Source organism: Streptomyces sp. NPDC088194 (assembly GCF_040702025.1).
Lineage (GTDB): Bacteria > Actinomycetota > Actinomycetes > Streptomycetales > Streptomycetaceae > Actinacidiphila.
The window spans coordinates 173,146-190,933 of record NZ_JBFBIV010000002.1; the positions used below are offsets into that span (position 1 = coordinate 173,146).

The window sequence follows — 17,788 nt, forward strand, 5'->3', positions numbered from 1 at the left end:
CCGTGGCTGCCGCGCCCACCGAGATGGTCCTGCCGTACCTGCCGTATGACCTGAGACTCATGTCCGACCTTCCTGGTGGGGGGAAACCCCGGCAGCGCGGACCGGCGGCAGCCGCCGGGGCACCCGAGAGGGTGGCTGATCGTGCTTGCCCTCGGGTCGCCGCGCCTCCCGCGCCGGTGCGCGTCGGGAGCGTGTCGGCCGGTGTGCGGGCGGGCGGCGGTCTGTGGGCCCTACGCCTGGTAGGCGGCGGAGATCTGGCCGACCAGGACGGCGAACGGCATGTCGAGGGCGGCATAGAGGGCGCCGGACTCGGGGGCGGCGTTGTCGGCCAGGGCTTCGACCATGAGAGTGGCGTAGTCGCTGACCATGACGCCCGCCTGCTGCATCCGCAGCAGTCCGGCCTCCCGCTTGGTCCGGCTGAAGGTGCCGGAGGCGTCCACGGTGACGTACGCGTCGTACCCGGCGGCCGTCGCGGAGATCGCGGGCAGTGCCGCGCACACCTCCAGCGACACTCCGGCGATGATCAACTTCTGCCGGCCGGTGGCCTCGACGGCCTCGCGGACCCGGTCGTCGTGCCAGGCGTTGACCGTGCTGCGGTCGATGATCTTCTGCCCGGCGGGCAGGGCTTCGACCAGTTCGGGAGTGGTCGGCCCCCACATGCTGTCCGCCGCGGTGGTGGTGACGACCAGCGGGATGTCCAGCACGGTCGCCGCCCGGGCCAGTGCCACCACGTTGTGCTTCAGCTCGCCGACCGGGATGTCCCGGACGCCGGACAGAAGGCCCACCTGGTGGTCCACCAGCACGACGGCGGCGTTCTCCCTGGTGATCGACTCCTGGAACCTGCTGCGCTCGCTCATCATCCGCTCCTTCAGGGTTGGGCCGTGCTCCGCATTGGTCACCAAACTTGATAGTCAAACTTGGTGACTATTTTGATGCTATGCCTCGGCCCCCTGGGGTGCAAGCAATGCTGGGGAAGGGCCGCCCGGAATCCGGGGCGATGCCCGGCCCGCCGGGGGCGGACGTCGCTAGAATCGCTGGTCACGCACCACGGTGGCGGACGAGCGCCAGGACGGGAGAGACGTTGTCAGGACACCCGGCCCCCGAGCCGGACCTCGGCGTGCTCGCCGCCCGGGTCCTCACGTCCGTTCAGCGCGAGCTGTTCACCACGCTCGCCGAGCAGGGTTTCGACGACATCCACCCCCGCACCGGCGCCGTCCTCGCCCACCTGCGTGCCGACGGCATCCGCGCCAGCGAACTCGCCCGCGCCTCCGGGCAGCACAAGCAGGTCATCGGCACCCTCATCGACGACCTCGAACGCATGGGCTACGTCGAACGCAAACCCGATCCCGCGGACCGCCGTGCCAAGCTGATCTACCCCACCGAGCGCGGCCTGCTCCAGATGGAGGCGGCCGCCTCCATCATGCGCGCCATCGAGGAGCGCCACGCGGCGGCACTGGGCGCGCAGGAGTACGCCGCCTTCAAGACCGCCCTCCATCGTGTGGCCGAGCTCCAGCGCCAGGCCCCCCACAACAGCCGGGGCGGCGGGACGTCACCAGGGCAACCGGGCGACCCTGTGTGACGAGCAACTCGCCGCCACCGAAACCGCGTTGCAGCACCCCAAGCCCGCCCGCGCAGCCCGCGCCGGGCCCCGCCGCCGGGTGCGCAGCCGCCGAACAGGCCCGCATGGCACCGGACTTGAGGAATTCCACCGCTCTCGGGTGATCGCGTATGCCCGGGGGACCGCGTATGCCCGGGGGACCGCGGGGAACTCCCGGACGTGCTCCAGCCCTCCGTCGGCCATCGCCACCCGGGAGGCGGCGCCGGCCGCCGCCGACTGCGTGGACCCAAGACCGGGAAAGCGACCATCGGGCCGACGAAGACGCAGGTCAGGACAGCTCTGACGTTGTGCCCCAGGCAGGATTCGAACCTGCGACACCGGCTTTAGGAGAGCCGTGCTCTATCCCCTGAGCTACTGGGGCGGGGATGTGCGCACCACCGAAGTGGTGCGGTGACACTGTACCGGTTGCCGGCGGGTCGCCGCGGAGCCGTACGGACCTCGCGGTGCGCCTCGCGGTACGCGACCGCGCGGGCAGCCGGCCGCGCCGGGGCGGGGCCGGTCGTACGGCGGGGGCGGGCCCGTACGGCAGGGGGCGGCTCGCTCCCGCGGATCAGGCGTCGTAGTCGACGGTGAGCGTGTCGGACGCGGGGAAGGACTGGCAGGTCAGCACGTAGCCGGCGTCGACCTCGGCGGGTTCGAGGGCGAAGTTGCGGCGCATGTCGGCCCGGCCCTCGGTGATCTTGGCGCGGCAGGTGCCGCAGACGCCGCCCTTGCAGGCGAAGGGGAGGTCGGGGCGGGTGCGTTGGGCGCCGTCGAGCAGCGTCGTGCCGGTGGGCAGGGCGGTGGTCGTGGTGCGACCGTCGAGGATGAGGGTGACCTGGCTGACCGGGCCCTCGACGGTGTCGTCCGCGTGGCGCAGCGGCGTGATCGGCTCGTCGTCGGCGAAGAACAGCTCCTGGTGGACGCGCTCGTCGGGTATGCGCAGCCGCGCGAGCAGATCCCGGGCGTCGGTGACCATGCCGTGCGGGCCGCACAGCCACCAGTGGTCGACGCTCGGCACGTCGACCAGGCCGTCGATGAGCGCGGCGAGCCGGTCCGCGTCCAGGCGCCCGGACAGCAGCTCCGCCTCGCGCGGCTCGCGCGACAGCACGTGCCCTATCTGGAACCGTGCCGGGTGCACGTCCTTCAGGTCGGCCAGCTCGTCGGCGAACATCACCGTGTCGCTGCGGCGGTTGCCGTAGAAGAGGGTGACCTGCGAGACGTCGTCGGCGGCGAGCACGGACTCGGCGATGGACAGCATCGGGGTGATGCCCGAGCCGGCGGCGATGAGCACATGATGCCCCGGAGCGCCGAGGTCGGGGGTGAACGCCCCGCTGGGCGCCATCACCTCCACCCTGTCGCCAGGGCGCAGGTCGTTCACCAGCCACGAGGAGAACAGCCCGTCGGGCACGACGCGTACCCCTATACGGGGCGCCTCGCCCGCGGGCGAGCAGATCGAGTAGGAGCGGCGCTCGTCGCGCCCGTCCACCATCCGCCGCAGGGTCAGCGACTGCCCGGGCCGGTGGGCGAACTCCTCGGCCAGCTCGGCGGGTACGTCGAAACCGACGGTCACGGCGTCCTCGCACAGCGGCCGCACCTCGCTCACCCGCAGGGAGTGGAACGCGGGACGCCGCCGCGCGCGTACGGTCCCGCCCGCCGTGTCGGCGGCGGCCGTGCCGGTCGTGGTGGTGGGGGCCATCACAACTCCTTGACGTGCTCGAAGGGTTCCAGGCAGCCGCGGCAGCGCCACAGCGAGCGGCAGGCGGTCGCCGAGAAGCGCGACGTCTGCTCGGTGTCGGTGCTGCCGCAGCGCGGACAGGGGACGGCCTGCCGGGTGGCGCCGAGGACCAGCGGCACCGGCCCTGCGGCCCTGCGCGGCGCCGGGCCGGGGGGCGCGATGCCGTGCTCGCGCAGCTTGCGCCTGCCTTCGGGGCTGATCCGGTCGGTGCTCCACGGCGGGTCGAGCACCGTGCGGATCTCGACATGCGCGAACCCGGCCGCGTGCAGCCGCGCTGCCACGTCGGCCCGCATCTCTGCCAGTGCGGGGCAGCCCGAGTACGTCGGTGTGAGGCTGGCGACCACCGTGCCGTCCGGCGTGGTGCGCACCTCGCGCAGCACCCCGAGATCGGCGAGGGTGAGCATCGGCAGCTCGGGGTCGGGGACCTCCGCCGCGATCCGGCGGGCCCGCTGCTCGTCGAGCCGGGTGGGTGCGGTCACCATGTCGCCTCCGGGTGGGCGCGGGCCACGCTCTGCAACTCCTCCAGCAGCGGGGCCAGATGTTCGGTGTGCTCGCCGTGCCGGCCCCGGTAGGGCGCCGCGGGCCGCTCGGGCAGGTCGAGCCCGGCAGCTGCCAGCACCTGCCGCAGTACGCCCAGCGTCTCCTCGCGTACGGGCCCGGAGATCTGTACGGCGTCGGCATCGGCGGCCGGGCCGGCCGGGGCGCCTCGGACGGCGGTGCCGGTCGCGGTGAGGACTTCCTCGATGTACGGCGCGAGGTCCTCCAGGGCGGCGCGCATCCGGCGGTGCGACTCCTCGGTGCCGTCGCCGAGCCGCACCACCCAGTCGGCGGCGTACTGCCGGTGGTAGGTCAGCTCGGGCACCGCCTTGGCCGCGATCGCGGCGAGCACCGGGTCGGGGCCGGCGGCGAGACGGCCGAGCAGCGCGAGCCGCCAGGTCGCCAGGACCAGCAGCCGGGCGACGGTGAACGCGAAGTCCCCGTTGGGCAGTTCGGCGAGGGCCACGTTGCGGAAGTCGCCGGGATCGCGGAAGTAGGCGTACGCGTCCTCGCCGCGGTCGGTGCCGTCGACCTGGCCGCAGCGCGCGTACAGCATCCGGGCCTGGCCGAGCAGGTCGAGGCCGATGTTCGCGAGCGCGACCTCCTCCTCCAGCTCCGGAGCCCTGGTGCACCACTCGGCGAGGCGCTGGGCGGCGACCAGCGCGTCGTCGCCCAGGGCGAGGCAGACCGCGGCGAGTTCGGCCGCGTCCACGCCGTCGGGCAGCGTGGTGTCGACGCCGTGCAGCGGGTCGGCGAAGCCGGTGCCGAACGCCCAGCGGGTGTCCGTGTCGCCGTGCTCCTCGGTCAGGGAGAGGTAGACGTGGTCGTCGTCGGCCGTCTCGGTGCGGTCCATGCGGGCTGCCTCCTTTCGGGTGCGCTTCAGATGTGGGGGACGTCGTCGGGGATGTCGTAGAACGTCGGGTGGCGGTAGACCTTGTCGGCGCTCGGCGCGAAGAACGGGTCCTTCTCGTCGGGGGTGGACGCGGCGATGTTCGAGGAACGGACCACCCAGATCGACACCCCTTCGTTGCGACGGGTGTAGAGGTCACGGGCGTGCGTGAGCGCCATCCTGTCGTCGGCGGCGTGCAGCGATCCGACGTGGACGTGGTTCAGCCCGCGCTTGCCCCGCACGAACACCTCGTACAGCGGCCAGTCACCCTTGCCCGCGGGCGCCGCACCGGCGGCTTCGCCGGGCCCGCCGGAGCGGTCGCCTACGCCGTTGCCGTTGTCCGTGCCGCTCATGCCGCCGCCCCATCCCGTGTCGTCCCCGCGGCCGCCCGCTCGGCCCGCTCGGCCTGCTTCGCCGCATGGGCGGCGGCCGCCTCGCGTACCCAGGCCCCTTCCTCATGCGCGGCCGCGCGCCGCTCGATCCGCTCGGTGTTGCACGGTCCGTCGCCGGCTATCACCCGCTGCAACTCCGACCAGTCGGGCGTGCCGAAGTCGTGCCGCCCGCGCTCCTCGTTCCACCGCAACTGCGGGTCGGGCAGGGTGACGCCGAGCTTCTCCGCCTGCGGGACGGTCATGTCGACGAACCGCTGGCGCAGCTCGTCGTTGCTGTGCCGCTTGATCTTCCACGCCATGGAGGCGGCCGAGTTGGGCGAGTCGCCGTCGGGCGGCCCGAACATCATCAGCGAAGGCCACCACCAGCGGTCCACCGCGTCCTGCACCATGGCGCGCTGCGCCTGCGTCCCGCGCATCATCGTCAGCAGCAGCTCGTAGCCCTGGCGCTGGTGGAAGGACTCCTCCTTGCAGATCCGCACCATCGACCGCGCGTAGGGACCGTACGAACTGCGGCACAGCGGCACCTGGTTGCAGATCGCCGCGCCGTCCACGAACCAGCCGATCACCCCGACGTCGGCGAACGTGGGGGTCGGGTAGTTGAAGATCGACGAGTACTTCTGCCGGCCGGAGATCAGCCGCTCGGTCAGGTCCGCGCGGTCGGCGCCGAGGGTCTCGGCCGCGGAGTACAGATACAGCCCGTGGCCGGCCTCGTCCTGCACCTTCGCGAACAGGATCGCCTTGCGCCGCAGCGACGGCGCCCGCGTGATCCACTCGCCCTCGGGCTGCATGCCGATGATCTCCGAGTGCGCGTGCTGCGCGATCTGCCGGACCAGCGTGCGGCGATACCCCTCGGGCATCCAGTCGCGCGGCTCGATCCGCTGATCCCTGTCGATCGTCGCGTCGAAGCCGGCCTGGAACCGCCGGCCCTCGGGGTCCTGGTCCCGGCCTTCGTCCTGGTCCGCGGCGCGCGCGGGTCCTGCGGTCATCGCTGCCTCCCAACCGACCATTCGTTCGGTTCGAGTCTCGCCGATTCCGGCGGCCCGCGCAAGCACGGGAGGGCGGGCATGTGGATAACCGCGGAGCTGTGGACGACCGCGGGGGTCGGCCGCGGCGGGTGGCGGTGGAGGGGGCGGCCGGAGCCGAGGCGCGGAGCGGTGGCCGGGTGGCGCGGTCGACGGGCAAACGGGCCGGTGGGCCGGTGGGCCGGTCGGTGGGGGTGGGGGCTGCGGGAATAGCGCGCTGTGGTGGAATGTTCGTGTGGTTGAACAATCAACCAGATGGGACGGTGGGACAGAGATGCAGTTCGGAATCTTCACGGTCGGCGACGTCACGACCGACCCGACCACGGGCCGTACGCCGAGCGAGCACGACCGGATCAAGGCGATGGTCGCGATCGCCTCGAAGGCCGAGGAGGTCGGGCTGGACGTCTTCGCGACCGGCGAGCACCACAACCCGCCGTTCGTGCCGTCCTCCCCGACCACCATGCTCGGCTACATCGCCGCGCGGACCGATCATCTGATCCTGTCCACGTCCACCACCCTCATCACGACCAACGACCCGGTGAAGATCGCCGAGGACTTCGCGATGCTCCAGCACCTCGCCGGCGGCCGCGTCGACCTGATGATGGGGCGGGGCAACACCGGCCCGGTCTACCCGTGGTTCGGCAAGGACATCCGCCAGGGCATCCCGCTCGCGGTCGAGAACTACGCACTGCTGCACAAGCTGTGGCACGAGGAGTCCGTGGACTGGGCCGGTCGCTTCCGCACCCCGCTGCAGTCCTTCACCGCCACGCCCAGGCCGCTGGACGGCGTGCCCCCGTTCGTCTGGCACGGCTCCATCCGCAGCCCGGAGATCGCCGAGCAGGCCGCGTACTACGGCGACGGTTTCTTCGCGAACAACATCTTCTGGCCCAAGGACCACTTCAAGCGGCTGATCGGCCTGTACCGCGACCGCTTCGCCCACTACGGACACGGCACGCCCGAGCAGGCGATCGTCGGCCTGGGCGGTCAGGTGTTCATGCGGAAGAACTCGCAGGACGCGGTGCGCGAGTTCCGCCCGTACTTCGACAACGCGCCCGTATACGGGCACGGGCCGTCCCTCGAGGAGTTCACCGAGCAGACCCCGCTCACCGTCGGTTCGCCGCAGGAGGTCATCGACAAGACGCTGACCTTCCGCGAGTCGTTCGGCGACTACCAGCGGCAGCTCTTCCTGATGGACCACGCGGGCCTGCCGCTGAAGACGGTCCTCGAACAGCTCGACATCCTCGGCGAGCACGTCGTTCCCGTGCTGCGCGAGGAGTTCGCCAAGGGGCGCCCGGCACAGGTTCCGGACGGCCCCACCCACGACGCGCTGGTCGCACGCCGCGACCAGGGCGACCAGGACCCGGCCGGCGCCCCGGCCGACACCCAGGAGGTGCGGGCATGACGAAGCAACTGGTCGTGGTCACCGCGGGCCTCGGCAAGCCGTCGTCGACCCGGCTGCTCGCCGACCGCCTGGCGGCCGCCACCGCGCGGCACGCCGACGTCGACGTCCAGGTGATCGAACTGCGCGAACTCGCCACCGACATCGCGCAGAACATGGTCACCGGCTTCCCCTCGCCGCCACTGAGCGACGCCGTCGAAGCCGTCACCTCCGCCGACGGTCTGATCGCCGTCACCCCGGTGTTCACCGGCTCCTACAGCGGACTGTTCAAGTCGTTCTTCGACGTCATCGACAAGGACGCCCTCACCGGCCTGCCCGTGCTGGCCGCGGCGACCGGCGGAACCGCCCGGCACTCCCTGGTGCTCGAGCACGCGATGCGGCCCCTGTTCGCCTACCTGCGGGCAGTGGTCGTACCCACCGCGGTGTACGCCGCCTCCGAGGACTGGGCGTCGGACGGCGACGGCGCGCTGGCCGCCCGCGTCGACCGTGCCGCGGCCGAACTCGCCGCGCTCCTGGGCGCCCGTCCCGGCCGGCCGCTGCACCCGGCCGACGGGACGGAGCACCTGGGGGAGCCGCGGGAGCCGGCCCGGGCGGACGGCATGGAAGTGGTGCCGTTCGCGCAGCAGCTCGCCGCGCTCGCCGTGGAAGGGTGACGTCGCGGGACGGAAGATGACGCGCGTCTTCGCAAGGGTGACTTCCCGGGCGGCGGGTTGACGGCGGAAGGCCACGAAGGCGCGCGCTAAGGGACGCTGGCCTTCGGGCCGCCTCCCCGACGGCGGTCGTCCAGGAACTCGACGACCGCCAGCGCCGCGAGCGCCGCCAGCGCGATCCAGAAGATGACCATCCCGGTCGGGTACGACCACAGGAGAAGGACGACCACCGCCACCAGGACCACCAACCAGTGCAGCAGGTGGCGATACCGGTGCACCCACGGACCCACCGGCCCCAACGACATCCCTGTGGCCTCCCTGGCCGCCGCGAGCCCCGACTCCCACGCCGACCTGACCCGCGCCGCCCACCGCCCGGCGCCGCTCAGCCATGCGCCGAGGGCCACGACCACCCCCAACACGATGACCGTGCGCACCGTCTCCCGCAGGAAGTGCACGATCTGGTCGTAGACCACGCCCGCCGCCCGCTCGTCGACGTCCGTCGGAAGGTGGTCCAGGTAGACGATCCGGAACACCGTCAGGCCGATCCCCAGTACCGCCGCCCCCGCGGCGATCGCCAGCGCCGCTGTCACCAGCGCCCGCCGCCGGCGTGCCGCCAGCAGCACCCCGACGCCGGCCAGCAGCACGGTGACCACGGGCAGCCAGTTCCCGGCCAGTTGCAGCACCCGGAACCCCGTCCTGGCCCGTTTGACGTCATCCGACTCCAGCAGCGTGAAGTCCGTGTGCACCCGCGGAATGTGCGACGCCACCGTCAGCCCGCGATCCACCAGCCGCTCCTTGACCTGCTCGACGACCGGCGCCAGGTCGAGCGTCACCGCGTCACCGTTGATCCGCACCGCGCTGTCGCTGTTCCCGGTGAGCGCGCCGATGAAAGCGGCGTGCGTGCGGCGGTTGAGCTGCGTCCACAGGGTCTTGAAGGCGTCGCTCGCCACGAAGGAGGCGACCGTCTGGTGCACGAGGTCCCTGATGCCTTCGGTGATCGGACCGCCCAACGCGCCCAGCGCCGCCTTGACGCCGGGCCGCTTGTCCGGCGCCACCTGCGACAGCAGGGTGTCGATGTCGATCCGCTGCATGACCGCATCGGTGACGGTGGTGGCCACCGCCGCCTGGACTTCGGGTTTCGACGCCAGCGGCGCGACCGTACGCACGTAGCGGTCGGTGTTCGCCATGTCGTCCGCCACCCACACGGCGACCGCGCTCAGCGGCGCCAGCAGCGCGGCCAGGACGATCAGGACGGCTGACAGCGCCGACCGCAGCCTGTGGCGCGCGGGGAGGCCGGCCCGCAGGGCGTCGAGTTTCGCCCGCTCCCCGGCGCCGAGCGGTGCCTGGCTCGCGCCTTCGGAGTGCGTGCCGTCCGCGTCGCCGGCCATCCGCACCCTCCCCTCGCCACCTCGCCGAACGCTCGGGCACTCCGTCCCCCCGACCCCAGAAAACGGCCTCGGCGCACGTACCGCGCGCGGTGTTAGTGCGTACGTGAACAGCCGCAGTCGTTCACGTACGGGTGACCGTCGATCACGCGGATCTGCTGATCGGCGGACCATCGCACCGGCACATGGCAACTCGGGAGCGCCGTACACCGCCGTGCGCCGATGTGCTCATCGGGCCGCGCCATCCGGGTGACACGGCGTTAGCCGCACGGAGCCCTCGGATAAAGATCGTTTTGTCGGTGCCGCACACCCGGTGAAGCACGGGTCGCGCGGCGGTCGGTCACACGAAGGGCACGCCGGTGGACGTTCGTCTGCTGCTCAGGGCACACAGGGCCGTGACAGGACCGGCTCCGTCGGCCCGCGCCGCAGGCCGCTCGCCCGCCGTGCCGCCGGCCCGCAACCCGCTCGCGCGCCCCTCCGACCACCGCGCGGCCGACCGCTCCGTGACCGTCATCGCCTCCCGGGACGGTCGCCCGATGGCGGTCGCGGGTGATCTCCGGTTCCCCGCACCAGCACCAGGCGGCGAAACCGGGGACGGAGGATCTGCCCCCACGCCCGGGACGGGGCCCGGGCGCGGGCGGCCCCCCGAATCCGCCCTGCCCCTCACCGCACCCGCGCCGCCGCCCACCTGACGCGAGCCGCGCGCAAGGGCCGGTCCCCGGACCACGAGTCGGAGGACCGGCCCTGCAGACGTGGGCGCGGTGGCGCTCCCACGTGGCAGCCCCTCCGACCTGCGCCTAGCGTGGGACCGACCTCGGGGGGTGCGCCACTCGCGCTAAGGAGAGCACCTCATGGCCCGTGGCACCCAGGGAACCTCTGCGGGCTCGGACGTGGGCGGCGGCACGAAACGGCCCCGGCGTCCGAGCGTCGTCGACTCCCCGAACCACCGCTGGTGGGTGCTGGGCGTCGTCGCCCTCGCCCAGTTGATGGTCGTCCTGGACGCGACCATCGTGAACATCGCACTGCCCTCCGCCCAGACCGCACTGGGATTCAGCAACGGCAACCGGCAGTGGATCGTCACCGCCTACGCGCTCGCGTTCGGCTCCCTGCTGCTGCTGGGCGGCCGGCTCGCCGACCTGATCGGGCGCAAGAGGACGTTCCTGATCGGTCTGGTCGGTTTCGCGGTCGCGTCGGCCATCGGCGGTGGCGCGCCGAGTTTCGAGGTGCTGGTCGTGGCCCGCGCCCTGCAGGGCATGTTCGGGGCGCTGCTCGCCCCTGCGGCTCTGTCGCTGCTGACGACGACGTTCACCGACCCCGGAGAGCGCGCGAAGGCGTTCGGCATCTACGGCGCCATCGCCGGTGCGGGCGGCGCGGTCGGCCTGCTCCTCGGCGGCCTGCTCACCGAGTACCTGAACTGGCGCTGGTGCCTGTACGTCAATCTGATCTTCGCCGTCATCGCCTTCATCGGCGGCATGCGCCTGCTGCGCGCGGGGACCCCGCCCGACCGCCCCACCCTCGACCTTCCCGGCGCGATCCTGGTCTCCGGCGGTCTGTTCTGCATCGTCTACGGCTTCTCGAACGCCGAACGCCACCCGTGGAGCGCCCCGAGCACCTGGGGTTTCCTGCTCGTCGGGGTCGTGCTCCTCGTCGCCTTCGTGTGGTGGCAGGGGCGCGCACGCCAACCGCTGCTGCCGCTGCGCGTGGTGGGCGACCGCGACCGGGGCGCATCGTTCCTCGCGATGTTCATCTCGGGCGCGGGCATGTTCGGCGTGTTCCTGTTCCTGACCTACTACCTGCAACGGACGCTGCTGTACTCGCCGGTGAAGACCGGCCTGGCGTTCCTGCCGATGGTCGCCGTCATCATGATCGTGTCGGTGACCACGACGAACCTCCTCGTGCCGCGCTACGGTGCGAAGCCGATCGTCCCGACCGGCATGCTGCTGTCCGCCGGCGCGATGGCGTGGCTGACGGCGCTCGACCGCAACAGCACCTACGCGGCCCATGTGCTGCCCCCGCTGCTCGTCCTGGGTGTGGGCCTGGGCATGATCTTCGCCACCGGTATGAACCTCGCCACGGCGGGCGTCAAACCCCGAGACGCGGGCGTGGCCTCGGCGATGGTGAACACCTCGCAGCAGGTCGGCGGCTCCATCGGCACATCACTGTTCAACACCCTGGCCACCAGCGCCGCGACCCGGTACGCGGCGGGCAAGCCGCCGTCCGCCGCGGTCGCCGCCCAGGCGCAGCTGCACAGCTACTCGGTCGCGTACTGGTGGGCCTCCGGGTTCTTCGCCGTCGGCTTCGTGGTCACCTTGCTGCTGTACCGGCGCGGTGTGCCCGCGAGCCTGTCGGACCCGACCGCCCAGGGCGGCGCCGCGATGTGAGCCGGGCGGCTGGGACGGCGGCCGCCTGCCGATGGGCGTGCCGCGACGCGGCCGTATCCACATCGCGGAATGCGCGTGCGGGCAGTTGGTGCCTACAGCTAGCGTTTCGCCATGGCAGCGAACGGCAAGGACACGACCGGTCCCACGCAGCCGGTGGTCGCGGCTCTCGACGCAGTCAGCGTTCGCCGGTACACCACCGGCCAGGTCATCCTCGACGACATCGACTGGACCGTGCGCTCCGGTGAGCACTGGGCACTGCTGGGCGCCAACGGTGCCGGCAAGACGACCATGCTCCGGTTGATCGGCGCCCTCATGCACCCGACGACCGGTTCGGTCGAGGTGCTCGGCCACCGTCTGGGCCGCGTCGACATGCGAGAGCTGCGCGCCCACATCGGCCTCGTGTCCTCCGCGCAGAAGGTCCCGCAGGACGCGACCGCGCACACCATCGTGCTGACCGGCCACACCGGCACCGTGCAGCCGCTGTGGCGCAAGTACGACGACGAGGTGCGGGAGCGGGCACACGCCCTGCTGGCCGAGTTGGAGATCAAGGAACTCGCCGACCGCGCCTTCGGCGTGTGCTCCGGCGGCCAGCGGGCGCGCATCCTGGTGGCGCGGGCGCTGATGGCCGACCCGTCGCTGCTGCTGCTCGACGAACCGTTCAACGCGCTCGACCTGCCCTCCCGCGAGGACCTCATCGACGCCATGCACCGGCTCGCGACCATCCGCACCGCCCTGGCCACGATCACCGTCACCCACCACCTGGAGGAACTGTCACCGGCCATCGGCCACGTGCTGCTCCTCAAGGAGGGCCGGGTGCTCACCGCGGGTCCCGCCGGGGACGTCCTCACCGCGGAGCGGATGAGCGAGTGCTTCGGCCGGCCGATCGAGGTCAGCCGCCACGAAGGCCGGTGGCTGGCCCGCTCAGGGCGCCGCTGACGGCCTGCTGGGCCCGACAGGCTCCCGGCGGTCGAATTCGGGACGAAAGCGCCGCAGACGGCCGCTCAGCGGCTTGTGGAGGAGTTTGCTGCGCTGCGCGCTCAGCGGAGCCAGGGCAGGTCCGCGCCCTGCGGGTGGTGCAGGCCGTCGGCGATGATCCGGGAGATCTCCCCGAGCTGCTCGGCCTGTTCCGGGCTGAGCCGCTCGAAGATCGCCGTGCGGACCGCGGTGACGTGCCCGGGTGCGGTGCGCACCAGCTCTTCGTACCCGGCGTCGGTCAGCACCGCGAGCTGCCCGCGACGGTCGGAGGGGCAGTTCTCGCGGCGCAGCCAGCCGTTGCCCTCCAGGCGCGCGACGGCGTGCGAGAGCCGGGAGCGGGTGATTTTGGTCCGCTCGGCGAGATCGGTCATCCTCATCCGGCGCTGGGGCGTCTCGGAGAGCGTGCTGAGCAGTGCGTAGTACATGTGCGGCATGCCCGCGTCCCGCTGGAGCTGGCGGTCGAGATGATCCTCCAGCAGGGTCGTGGCCTGCAGGAAGGCACGCCAGGTCGCCTGCTCGTCTTCGGTCAGCCACTTCATGCGCCCATCGTAGGGCCCCTCATTGAAGCTTCAATAAAAACGGATCATCGGATGTGACGCGCCTCACTTATACGCGGGAAATATCCGGGGACCGACTCCCCGTTTAACCCTGCGTACGGAAACGGGGAGACCCTCCGCTTCGCCACCGGCCCTCCCGGGCCCAGCTGACACCGGCAGACACCGGCACCCAGACCGCCGAAAGGAGCTTGGTCGTGACGCTCGACATCGGCACCGCCGCCAAGCCGCGCACCGCGAGGCTGCGTGCGGACGCCACCCGCAACCGCGAGCGGATCGTCGAAGCCGCCCGCGAGGCGATCGTGGAGTTCGGCCCGGACGTCCCCCTGGACGAAGTGGCGCGTCGGGCCGGCGTCGGCAACGCCACGCTGTACCGCCACTTCACGGACCGCACCGAACTGGTCCGCCAGGTCGCCCTGTCGGTGATGGCCCGTACCGCGCAGCGCGCCGAGGACGCACTCGCCGAGGAGCCCGACGCCCTCTCGGCACTCCAGCGGTTCGCCTTCGAGGCCGCTGAAGAACGCATCGGCGCCCTGTGTCCCATGCTGTCAACCGCGTTCGACCGCGCCGAGCCCGCGGTGGACCACGAAGCACGCCGCATGGAACGCGCGATCACCGCGATCATGGACCGGGCCCAGTGCTCCGGCCAGATACGCGGCGACATCGCGGTCGGCGACCTCATGGTCGCGCTGACACAGCTCACCCGGCCGCTGCCGGGCACCGGCTGCATCGGCTTCGACCGCTTCATGCGACGGCACCTGCAACTCTTCCTCGACGGACTGCGCGCCCCCGCGCGGTCGACGCTCGAGGGGACCGCCGCGACCCTGGAGGATCTGCAAGGCTGCCATTAACCGTTCGCTTGTCACCCCGGGCGGGTATTAGCGTGGGCGATTTCGCCGCGCCGTCGATCACTCCACGGATCGCGACCCGCACGCAACGGCCGACCAGTACGGCGGCCGACCGGCGCCACAGAAGACCGCTCGTCTCCCCCGTGCGCCGGAACCGGGTTGAGGACGCCGATCCCACCCGGACCACTTGCTGACACACGTCCCCACGTCCTGTCACTCCGCAACTCGTTCTGTGAGACCACACATGCCTGAACAGCTCCAACCTGATCCGAAGCGCTGGACAGCGCTCATATTCATCGCGCTCGCCCAGCTGATGGTCGTGCTCGACGCGACCGTCGTGAACATCGCACTGCCATCCGCCCAGAAGGCGCTGGGCATCTCCGACGGCAACCGCCAGTGGGTCATCACCGCCTACACCCTGGCCTTCGGCGGCCTGCTCCTGTTCGGTGGCCGCATCGCCGACATGTGGGGACGCAAGAACGCGTTCGTCGTCGGCCTGCTCGGTTTCGCGGCCGCCTCCGCCCTCGGCGGCGCGGCGGTCAACCCGGCGATGCTCTACGGCGCCCGCGCCCTGCAGGGTGCCTTCGGCGCGCTGCTCGCGCCCGCCGCCCTGTCGCTGCTGGCGGTCATGTTCACCGACGCCAGGGAACGCGCGAAGGCGTTCGGCGTCTACGGCGCCATCGCCGGCGCCGGAGCTGCCGTCGGCCTCATCCTCGGCGGCGTCCTCACCCAGTACCTGAACTGGCGCTGGGTGCTCTTCGTCAACATCGCGTTCGCCGTGGTCGCCGTCATCGGTGCCGTCATGTACATCCACGAGCCCGCCAAGGGCCGCAACCGCAACCGCCTCGACATCCCGGGTGTGGTCCTCGCGAGCGCCGGCCTGATCGCCCTGGTCTACGGCTTCAGCCGCGCCGAGGCCGACGGCTGGACCTCCAGCATGACGATCGGCCTGTTCGTCGCCTCCGTGGTGCTACTGGGCTCGTTCGCCTACGTCGAGGCGCGCGTCCGCAGCCCCCTGCTGCCGCTGCGCGTCGTCACCGACCGCAACCGCGGCGGTATCTACCTCTCGCTGGGTCTCGCCGTCATCGGCATGTTCGGCCTGTTCCTGTTCCTGACCTACTACCTCCAGCAGGTCAAGGACTACTCGGCGCTCAAGTCCGGCTTCGCCTTCCTGCCGATGGTCGGCGGCATGATCGTGGGCTCCACCCAGATCGGTGCGCGACTGATGCTGCGGGTCCGCCCGCGGCTGCTGATGGCGCCCGGCTTCCTGGTCGCCGCGATCGGCATGGCCATCCTCGCCCAGATCAAGGTCGACTCCAGCTACGCCGAGGTGCTGCTGCCCGGCCTGGTCCTCATGGGCCTGGGCATGGGTACGGCGTTCATGCCGGCCATGAGCCTGGCGACGTACGGGGTGCGGCCGGAGGACGCCGGTGTGGCGTCCGCCATGGTCAACACCTCGCAGCAGGTCGGCGGCTCCATCGGCACCGCGCTGCTGAACACCCTGGCGGCCAGCGCGACCACCTCCTGGGCGGCCAGCCACATGCACAGTGCGGCTGACAAGACGAACCCGCTGCTGATCAACGAGGGCGCGGTCCACGGCTACTCCGTCGCCATCTACGTGGCGATGGGCATCCTGCTCGCGGCCTCGGCCATCGCGTTCACCTTCCTGAACGCCGGTGTCCAGAACACGGGCACCCGTGCCGACGGCGACGACTCCCTCGAGGACATCGCCATCCCGGTCGTCGCACACTGACGATCGAGCGCCGCGCCCCAGGCGCCGACGCGTAAACGGCAGGTCCCCGTCGCCCCGGGTTTTCCCGGATGCGACGGGGACCTGCCGTTTGTGTCCGCCGTGACCGCCTCGGTACCTGCCTTGCTCGAGGAGGCAGCGAAGCCGTTCAATCCGCCGGCCGTGCCCTTCGCGATACGTCGAATCCGCAGGGGTATGCGCGTCCTACTGCTCAGCCGAACTGGACGGAACGCTTGGCCAGCCCCATCCAGAAGCCGTCGATGATGCTGCGCTGACCGCCGATCTCGGACTCGGCGGCGCCGAGCGTGACGAACAACGGCGCGAAATGCTCGGTACGCGGATGCGCCAGCCGCCCCGAAGGGGAGGCGTGCTCGAAGTCCAGCAGCCCGTCGATGTCCTGGGCTCCCAGCGCCCGATGCCCCCAGTCGTCGAACTCCGTCGACCAACTCGGCGGCCCGTCGCCCGCATGCCGCAGTGCCGCCAGGTTGTGCGTGAAGAAGCCGCTGCCGACGATCAGCACGCCCTCATCACGGAGCGGCGCGAGCCTGCGCCCGATCTCCATCAGCTTCTGCGGCTCCAGCGTCGGCATCGACACCTGGAGCACCGGGATGTCCGCAGCCGGGAACATCTCCACCAGCGGCACGTACGCGCCGTGGTCCAGGCCGCGCTCAGGGACGTCCTGCACCGGCCGCCCGGCGCCGCGCAGCAACTTGCGCACATCCTCGGCGAGCGCCGGGGCGCCAGGGGCGTCGTACGTCACCTGGTAGTAGTGCTCGGGGAAACCCCAGAAGTCGTACACCAAGGGGACGCGGCCGGTGGCGCCGATCGCCAGAGGCGCCTCCTCCCAGTGCGCCGAGACGATCAGGATCGCCTTCGGACGGGGCAGAGCGGCCGCCCAGGCGGCGAGTTCCCCCGGCCACACGGGGTCGTCCGCCAGCGGCGGCGCGCCGTGCGAGAGATAGAGCGCGGGCATGCGCTCCGGTGCCGCCGTGGTCATCACGCCTCCTTGAAGTTTCAACCGTATGCCTTGACGGTATCCCATGAGATTGAAACTTCAAAGAGCCGCCTCGGGTGGTCCGCGTCCTGGAGGCCGGGTAGGGCGCGATGTCAGGCGAGCCGCTTCTCGAACCACGCCACGTCGTGGTACTCGCCGAACTTGCGACCCACCTCCTCGTACAGCCCGACCTGCCGGAACCCGAACCGCTCATGGATGCGCACCGACGCGTCATTCGGGAGAGTGACGCCCGCGTACGCCCGGTGGACGTCCTCGGTTGCCAGCGCCTCGAAAAGCCGCTCGTAAAGCAGAGTCCCGATGCCGCGCCCTCCGACATCGGACGCCAGGTAGATGCTGGTCTCCACCGACGTCGCATACGCGGCCTTCGGGCGGAACGCGCTACTGGTCGCATAACCGAGAACCCGCCCGTCCGAACCGGGTATCCGAGCAACCATCAGCCGGTGAGGGCCGTCTTCCGGGTGGGAGAGCAGCCACGGACGGCGTTCGCCGGGCGTGAGGGGAGTGACGTCGAACGTGACAGCCGTCTCGCGGACGTAGTGGTTGTAGATGTCCGTCAGGGCCGCCAGATCGGCCTCGCCGCCGGGGTCGACCTGCACGTTCATACGATCTGCCACCATGTGGCCTCTCTGTGTGGCGGAACAGGGTACTGCATGATC

The 17,788-nt window shown here is 71.3% G+C and carries 17 protein-coding genes and 1 tRNA gene; 7 read left to right on the plus strand and 11 right to left on the minus strand.

Annotated elements, in window-relative coordinates; genetic code table 11:
* Nucleotides 1-230 precede the first annotated feature (230 nt).
* Complete coding sequence (locus AB0399_RS01660; protein WP_329368410.1) at nucleotides 231-857, minus strand: isochorismatase family protein; 627 nt, start codon at nucleotides 855-857, stop codon at nucleotides 231-233.
* Nucleotides 858-1,081: 224 nt separating this feature from the next.
* On the opposite strand from AB0399_RS01660, the gene AB0399_RS01665 reads away from it, so the two are divergent.
* Nucleotides 1,082-1,579, plus strand: coding sequence for a MarR family winged helix-turn-helix transcriptional regulator (locus AB0399_RS01665; protein ID WP_366409899.1), 498 nt, complete (start codon nucleotides 1,082-1,084; stop codon nucleotides 1,577-1,579).
* 327 nt (nucleotides 1,580-1,906) lie between these two features.
* Here the strand turns inward: AB0399_RS01665 and AB0399_RS01670 are convergent.
* The 6 genes from AB0399_RS01670 to paaA form a co-directional block, all read right to left on the minus strand.
* A tRNA-Arg gene (locus tag AB0399_RS01670) sits at nucleotides 1,907-1,979 on the minus strand.
* 189 nt (nucleotides 1,980-2,168) lie between these two features.
* Nucleotides 2,169-3,296 carry a 1,2-phenylacetyl-CoA epoxidase subunit PaaE gene (gene paaE / locus AB0399_RS01675; RefSeq protein ID WP_366409901.1) on the minus strand — a complete coding sequence of 376 codons (1,128 nt, stop codon included), beginning with the start codon at nucleotides 3,294-3,296 and terminating at the stop codon, nucleotides 2,169-2,171.
* Complete coding sequence (gene paaD, locus AB0399_RS01680; RefSeq protein WP_329368415.1) at nucleotides 3,296-3,817, minus strand: 1,2-phenylacetyl-CoA epoxidase subunit PaaD; 522 nt, start codon at nucleotides 3,815-3,817, stop codon at nucleotides 3,296-3,298. Before paaD ends, paaE begins: the two co-directional genes overlap by 1 nt.
* Nucleotides 3,811-4,725: a 1,2-phenylacetyl-CoA epoxidase subunit PaaC gene (gene paaC, locus AB0399_RS01685; RefSeq protein WP_366409902.1), complete on the minus strand. Its 915-nt coding sequence runs from the start codon at nucleotides 4,723-4,725 to the stop codon at nucleotides 3,811-3,813. The genes paaD and paaC overlap by 7 nt, the downstream gene beginning before the upstream one ends.
* 26 nt (nucleotides 4,726-4,751) lie before the next feature.
* A complete protein-coding gene (gene paaB / locus AB0399_RS01690; protein WP_366409903.1) occupies nucleotides 4,752-5,114 on the minus strand; it encodes a 1,2-phenylacetyl-CoA epoxidase subunit PaaB in 363 nt (120 codons plus the stop codon).
* Complete coding sequence (paaA, locus tag AB0399_RS01695) at nucleotides 5,111-6,139, minus strand: 1,2-phenylacetyl-CoA epoxidase subunit PaaA (RefSeq protein WP_366409904.1); 1,029 nt, start codon at nucleotides 6,137-6,139, stop codon at nucleotides 5,111-5,113. Before paaA ends, paaB begins: the two co-directional genes overlap by 4 nt.
* A gap of 310 nt (nucleotides 6,140-6,449) precedes the next feature.
* Here paaA and AB0399_RS01700 point away from each other — a divergent pair, with 310 nt between their 5' ends.
* The gene (locus AB0399_RS01700) at nucleotides 6,450-7,577 is read left to right on the plus strand and encodes an LLM class flavin-dependent oxidoreductase (RefSeq protein ID WP_366409905.1); all 1,128 of its coding nucleotides are present in this window, start codon (nucleotides 6,450-6,452) and stop codon (nucleotides 7,575-7,577) included.
* Nucleotides 7,574-8,227: an FMN reductase gene (locus AB0399_RS01705; protein ID WP_328464968.1), complete on the plus strand. Its 654-nt coding sequence runs from the start codon at nucleotides 7,574-7,576 to the stop codon at nucleotides 8,225-8,227. Before AB0399_RS01700 ends, AB0399_RS01705 begins: the two co-directional genes overlap by 4 nt.
* Before the next feature lie 86 nt (nucleotides 8,228-8,313).
* On the opposite strand, the gene AB0399_RS01710 is transcribed toward AB0399_RS01705, so the two are convergent.
* Nucleotides 8,314-9,612 carry a hypothetical protein gene (locus AB0399_RS01710; RefSeq protein ID WP_366409906.1) on the minus strand — a complete coding sequence of 433 codons (1,299 nt, stop codon included), beginning with the start codon at nucleotides 9,610-9,612 and terminating at the stop codon, nucleotides 8,314-8,316.
* 848 nt (nucleotides 9,613-10,460) lie between these two features.
* Between AB0399_RS01710 and AB0399_RS01715 the strand changes: the two genes are divergently transcribed.
* Complete coding sequence (locus AB0399_RS01715; RefSeq protein ID WP_329368428.1) at nucleotides 10,461-11,990, plus strand: MFS transporter; 1,530 nt, start codon at nucleotides 10,461-10,463, stop codon at nucleotides 11,988-11,990.
* Between the two features lie 111 nt (nucleotides 11,991-12,101).
* Nucleotides 12,102-12,926: an ATP-binding cassette domain-containing protein gene (locus AB0399_RS01720; protein WP_366409907.1), complete on the plus strand. Its 825-nt coding sequence runs from the start codon at nucleotides 12,102-12,104 to the stop codon at nucleotides 12,924-12,926.
* A gap of 101 nt (nucleotides 12,927-13,027) precedes the next feature.
* Here AB0399_RS01720 and AB0399_RS01725 read toward each other — a convergent pair whose 3' ends face one another.
* A complete protein-coding gene (locus AB0399_RS01725) occupies nucleotides 13,028-13,504 on the minus strand; it encodes a MarR family transcriptional regulator (RefSeq protein WP_329368432.1) in 477 nt (158 codons plus the stop codon).
* A 212-nt stretch (nucleotides 13,505-13,716) separates the two neighbouring features.
* On the opposite strand from AB0399_RS01725, the gene AB0399_RS01730 reads away from it, so the two are divergent.
* Complete coding sequence (locus AB0399_RS01730; RefSeq protein WP_366409908.1) at nucleotides 13,717-14,370, plus strand: helix-turn-helix domain-containing protein; 654 nt, start codon at nucleotides 13,717-13,719, stop codon at nucleotides 14,368-14,370.
* A 241-nt stretch (nucleotides 14,371-14,611) separates the two neighbouring features.
* Entirely contained in the window at nucleotides 14,612-16,120 is a 1,509-nt protein-coding gene (locus tag AB0399_RS01735; RefSeq protein ID WP_329368436.1) for an MFS transporter, read from the plus strand.
* A 208-nt stretch (nucleotides 16,121-16,328) separates the two neighbouring features.
* On the opposite strand, the gene AB0399_RS01740 is transcribed toward AB0399_RS01735, so the two are convergent.
* Both AB0399_RS01740 and AB0399_RS01745 read right to left on the minus strand, forming a co-directional pair.
* Complete coding sequence (locus AB0399_RS01740; protein WP_366409910.1) at nucleotides 16,329-17,114, minus strand: class III extradiol ring-cleavage dioxygenase; 786 nt, start codon at nucleotides 17,112-17,114, stop codon at nucleotides 16,329-16,331.
* Between the two features lie 110 nt (nucleotides 17,115-17,224).
* The gene (locus AB0399_RS01745; protein WP_366409911.1) at nucleotides 17,225-17,749 is read right to left on the minus strand and encodes an N-acetyltransferase family protein; all 525 of its coding nucleotides are present in this window, start codon (nucleotides 17,747-17,749) and stop codon (nucleotides 17,225-17,227) included.
* Between the last annotated feature and the right edge of the window lie 39 nt (nucleotides 17,750-17,788).

Coding starts and splice junctions, on each gene's coding strand:
- AB0399_RS01740 (WP_366409910.1), bottom strand. CDS start 17,114: ATGACCACGGCGGCACCGGAGCGCATGCCCGCGCTCTATCTCTCGCAC.
- AB0399_RS01725 (WP_329368432.1), bottom strand. CDS start 13,504: ATGAAGTGGCTGACCGAAGACGAGCAGGCGACCTGGCGTGCCTTCCTG.
- AB0399_RS01660 (WP_329368410.1), bottom strand. CDS start 857: ATGAGCGAGCGCAGCAGGTTCCAGGAGTCGATCACCAGGGAGAACGCC.
- AB0399_RS01720 (WP_366409907.1), top strand. CDS start 12,102: ATGGCAGCGAACGGCAAGGACACGACCGGTCCCACGCAGCCGGTGGTC.
- AB0399_RS01710 (WP_366409906.1), bottom strand. CDS start 9,612: ATGGCCGGCGACGCGGACGGCACGCACTCCGAAGGCGCGAGCCAGGCA.
- paaE (WP_366409901.1), bottom strand. CDS start 3,296: ATGGCCCCCACCACCACGACCGGCACGGCCGCCGCCGACACGGCGGGC.
- AB0399_RS01700 (WP_366409905.1), top strand. CDS start 6,450: ATGCAGTTCGGAATCTTCACGGTCGGCGACGTCACGACCGACCCGACC.
- paaC (WP_366409902.1), bottom strand. CDS start 4,725: ATGGACCGCACCGAGACGGCCGACGACGACCACGTCTACCTCTCCCTG.
- AB0399_RS01715 (WP_329368428.1), top strand. CDS start 10,461: ATGGCCCGTGGCACCCAGGGAACCTCTGCGGGCTCGGACGTGGGCGGC.
- paaB (WP_366409903.1), bottom strand. CDS start 5,114: ATGAGCGGCACGGACAACGGCAACGGCGTAGGCGACCGCTCCGGCGGG.
- AB0399_RS01745 (WP_366409911.1), bottom strand. CDS start 17,749: ATGGTGGCAGATCGTATGAACGTGCAGGTCGACCCCGGCGGCGAGGCC.
- AB0399_RS01705 (WP_328464968.1), top strand. CDS start 7,574: ATGACGAAGCAACTGGTCGTGGTCACCGCGGGCCTCGGCAAGCCGTCG.
- paaD (WP_329368415.1), bottom strand. CDS start 3,817: ATGGTGACCGCACCCACCCGGCTCGACGAGCAGCGGGCCCGCCGGATC.
- AB0399_RS01735 (WP_329368436.1), top strand. CDS start 14,612: ATGCCTGAACAGCTCCAACCTGATCCGAAGCGCTGGACAGCGCTCATA.
- paaA (WP_366409904.1), bottom strand. CDS start 6,139: ATGACCGCAGGACCCGCGCGCGCCGCGGACCAGGACGAAGGCCGGGAC.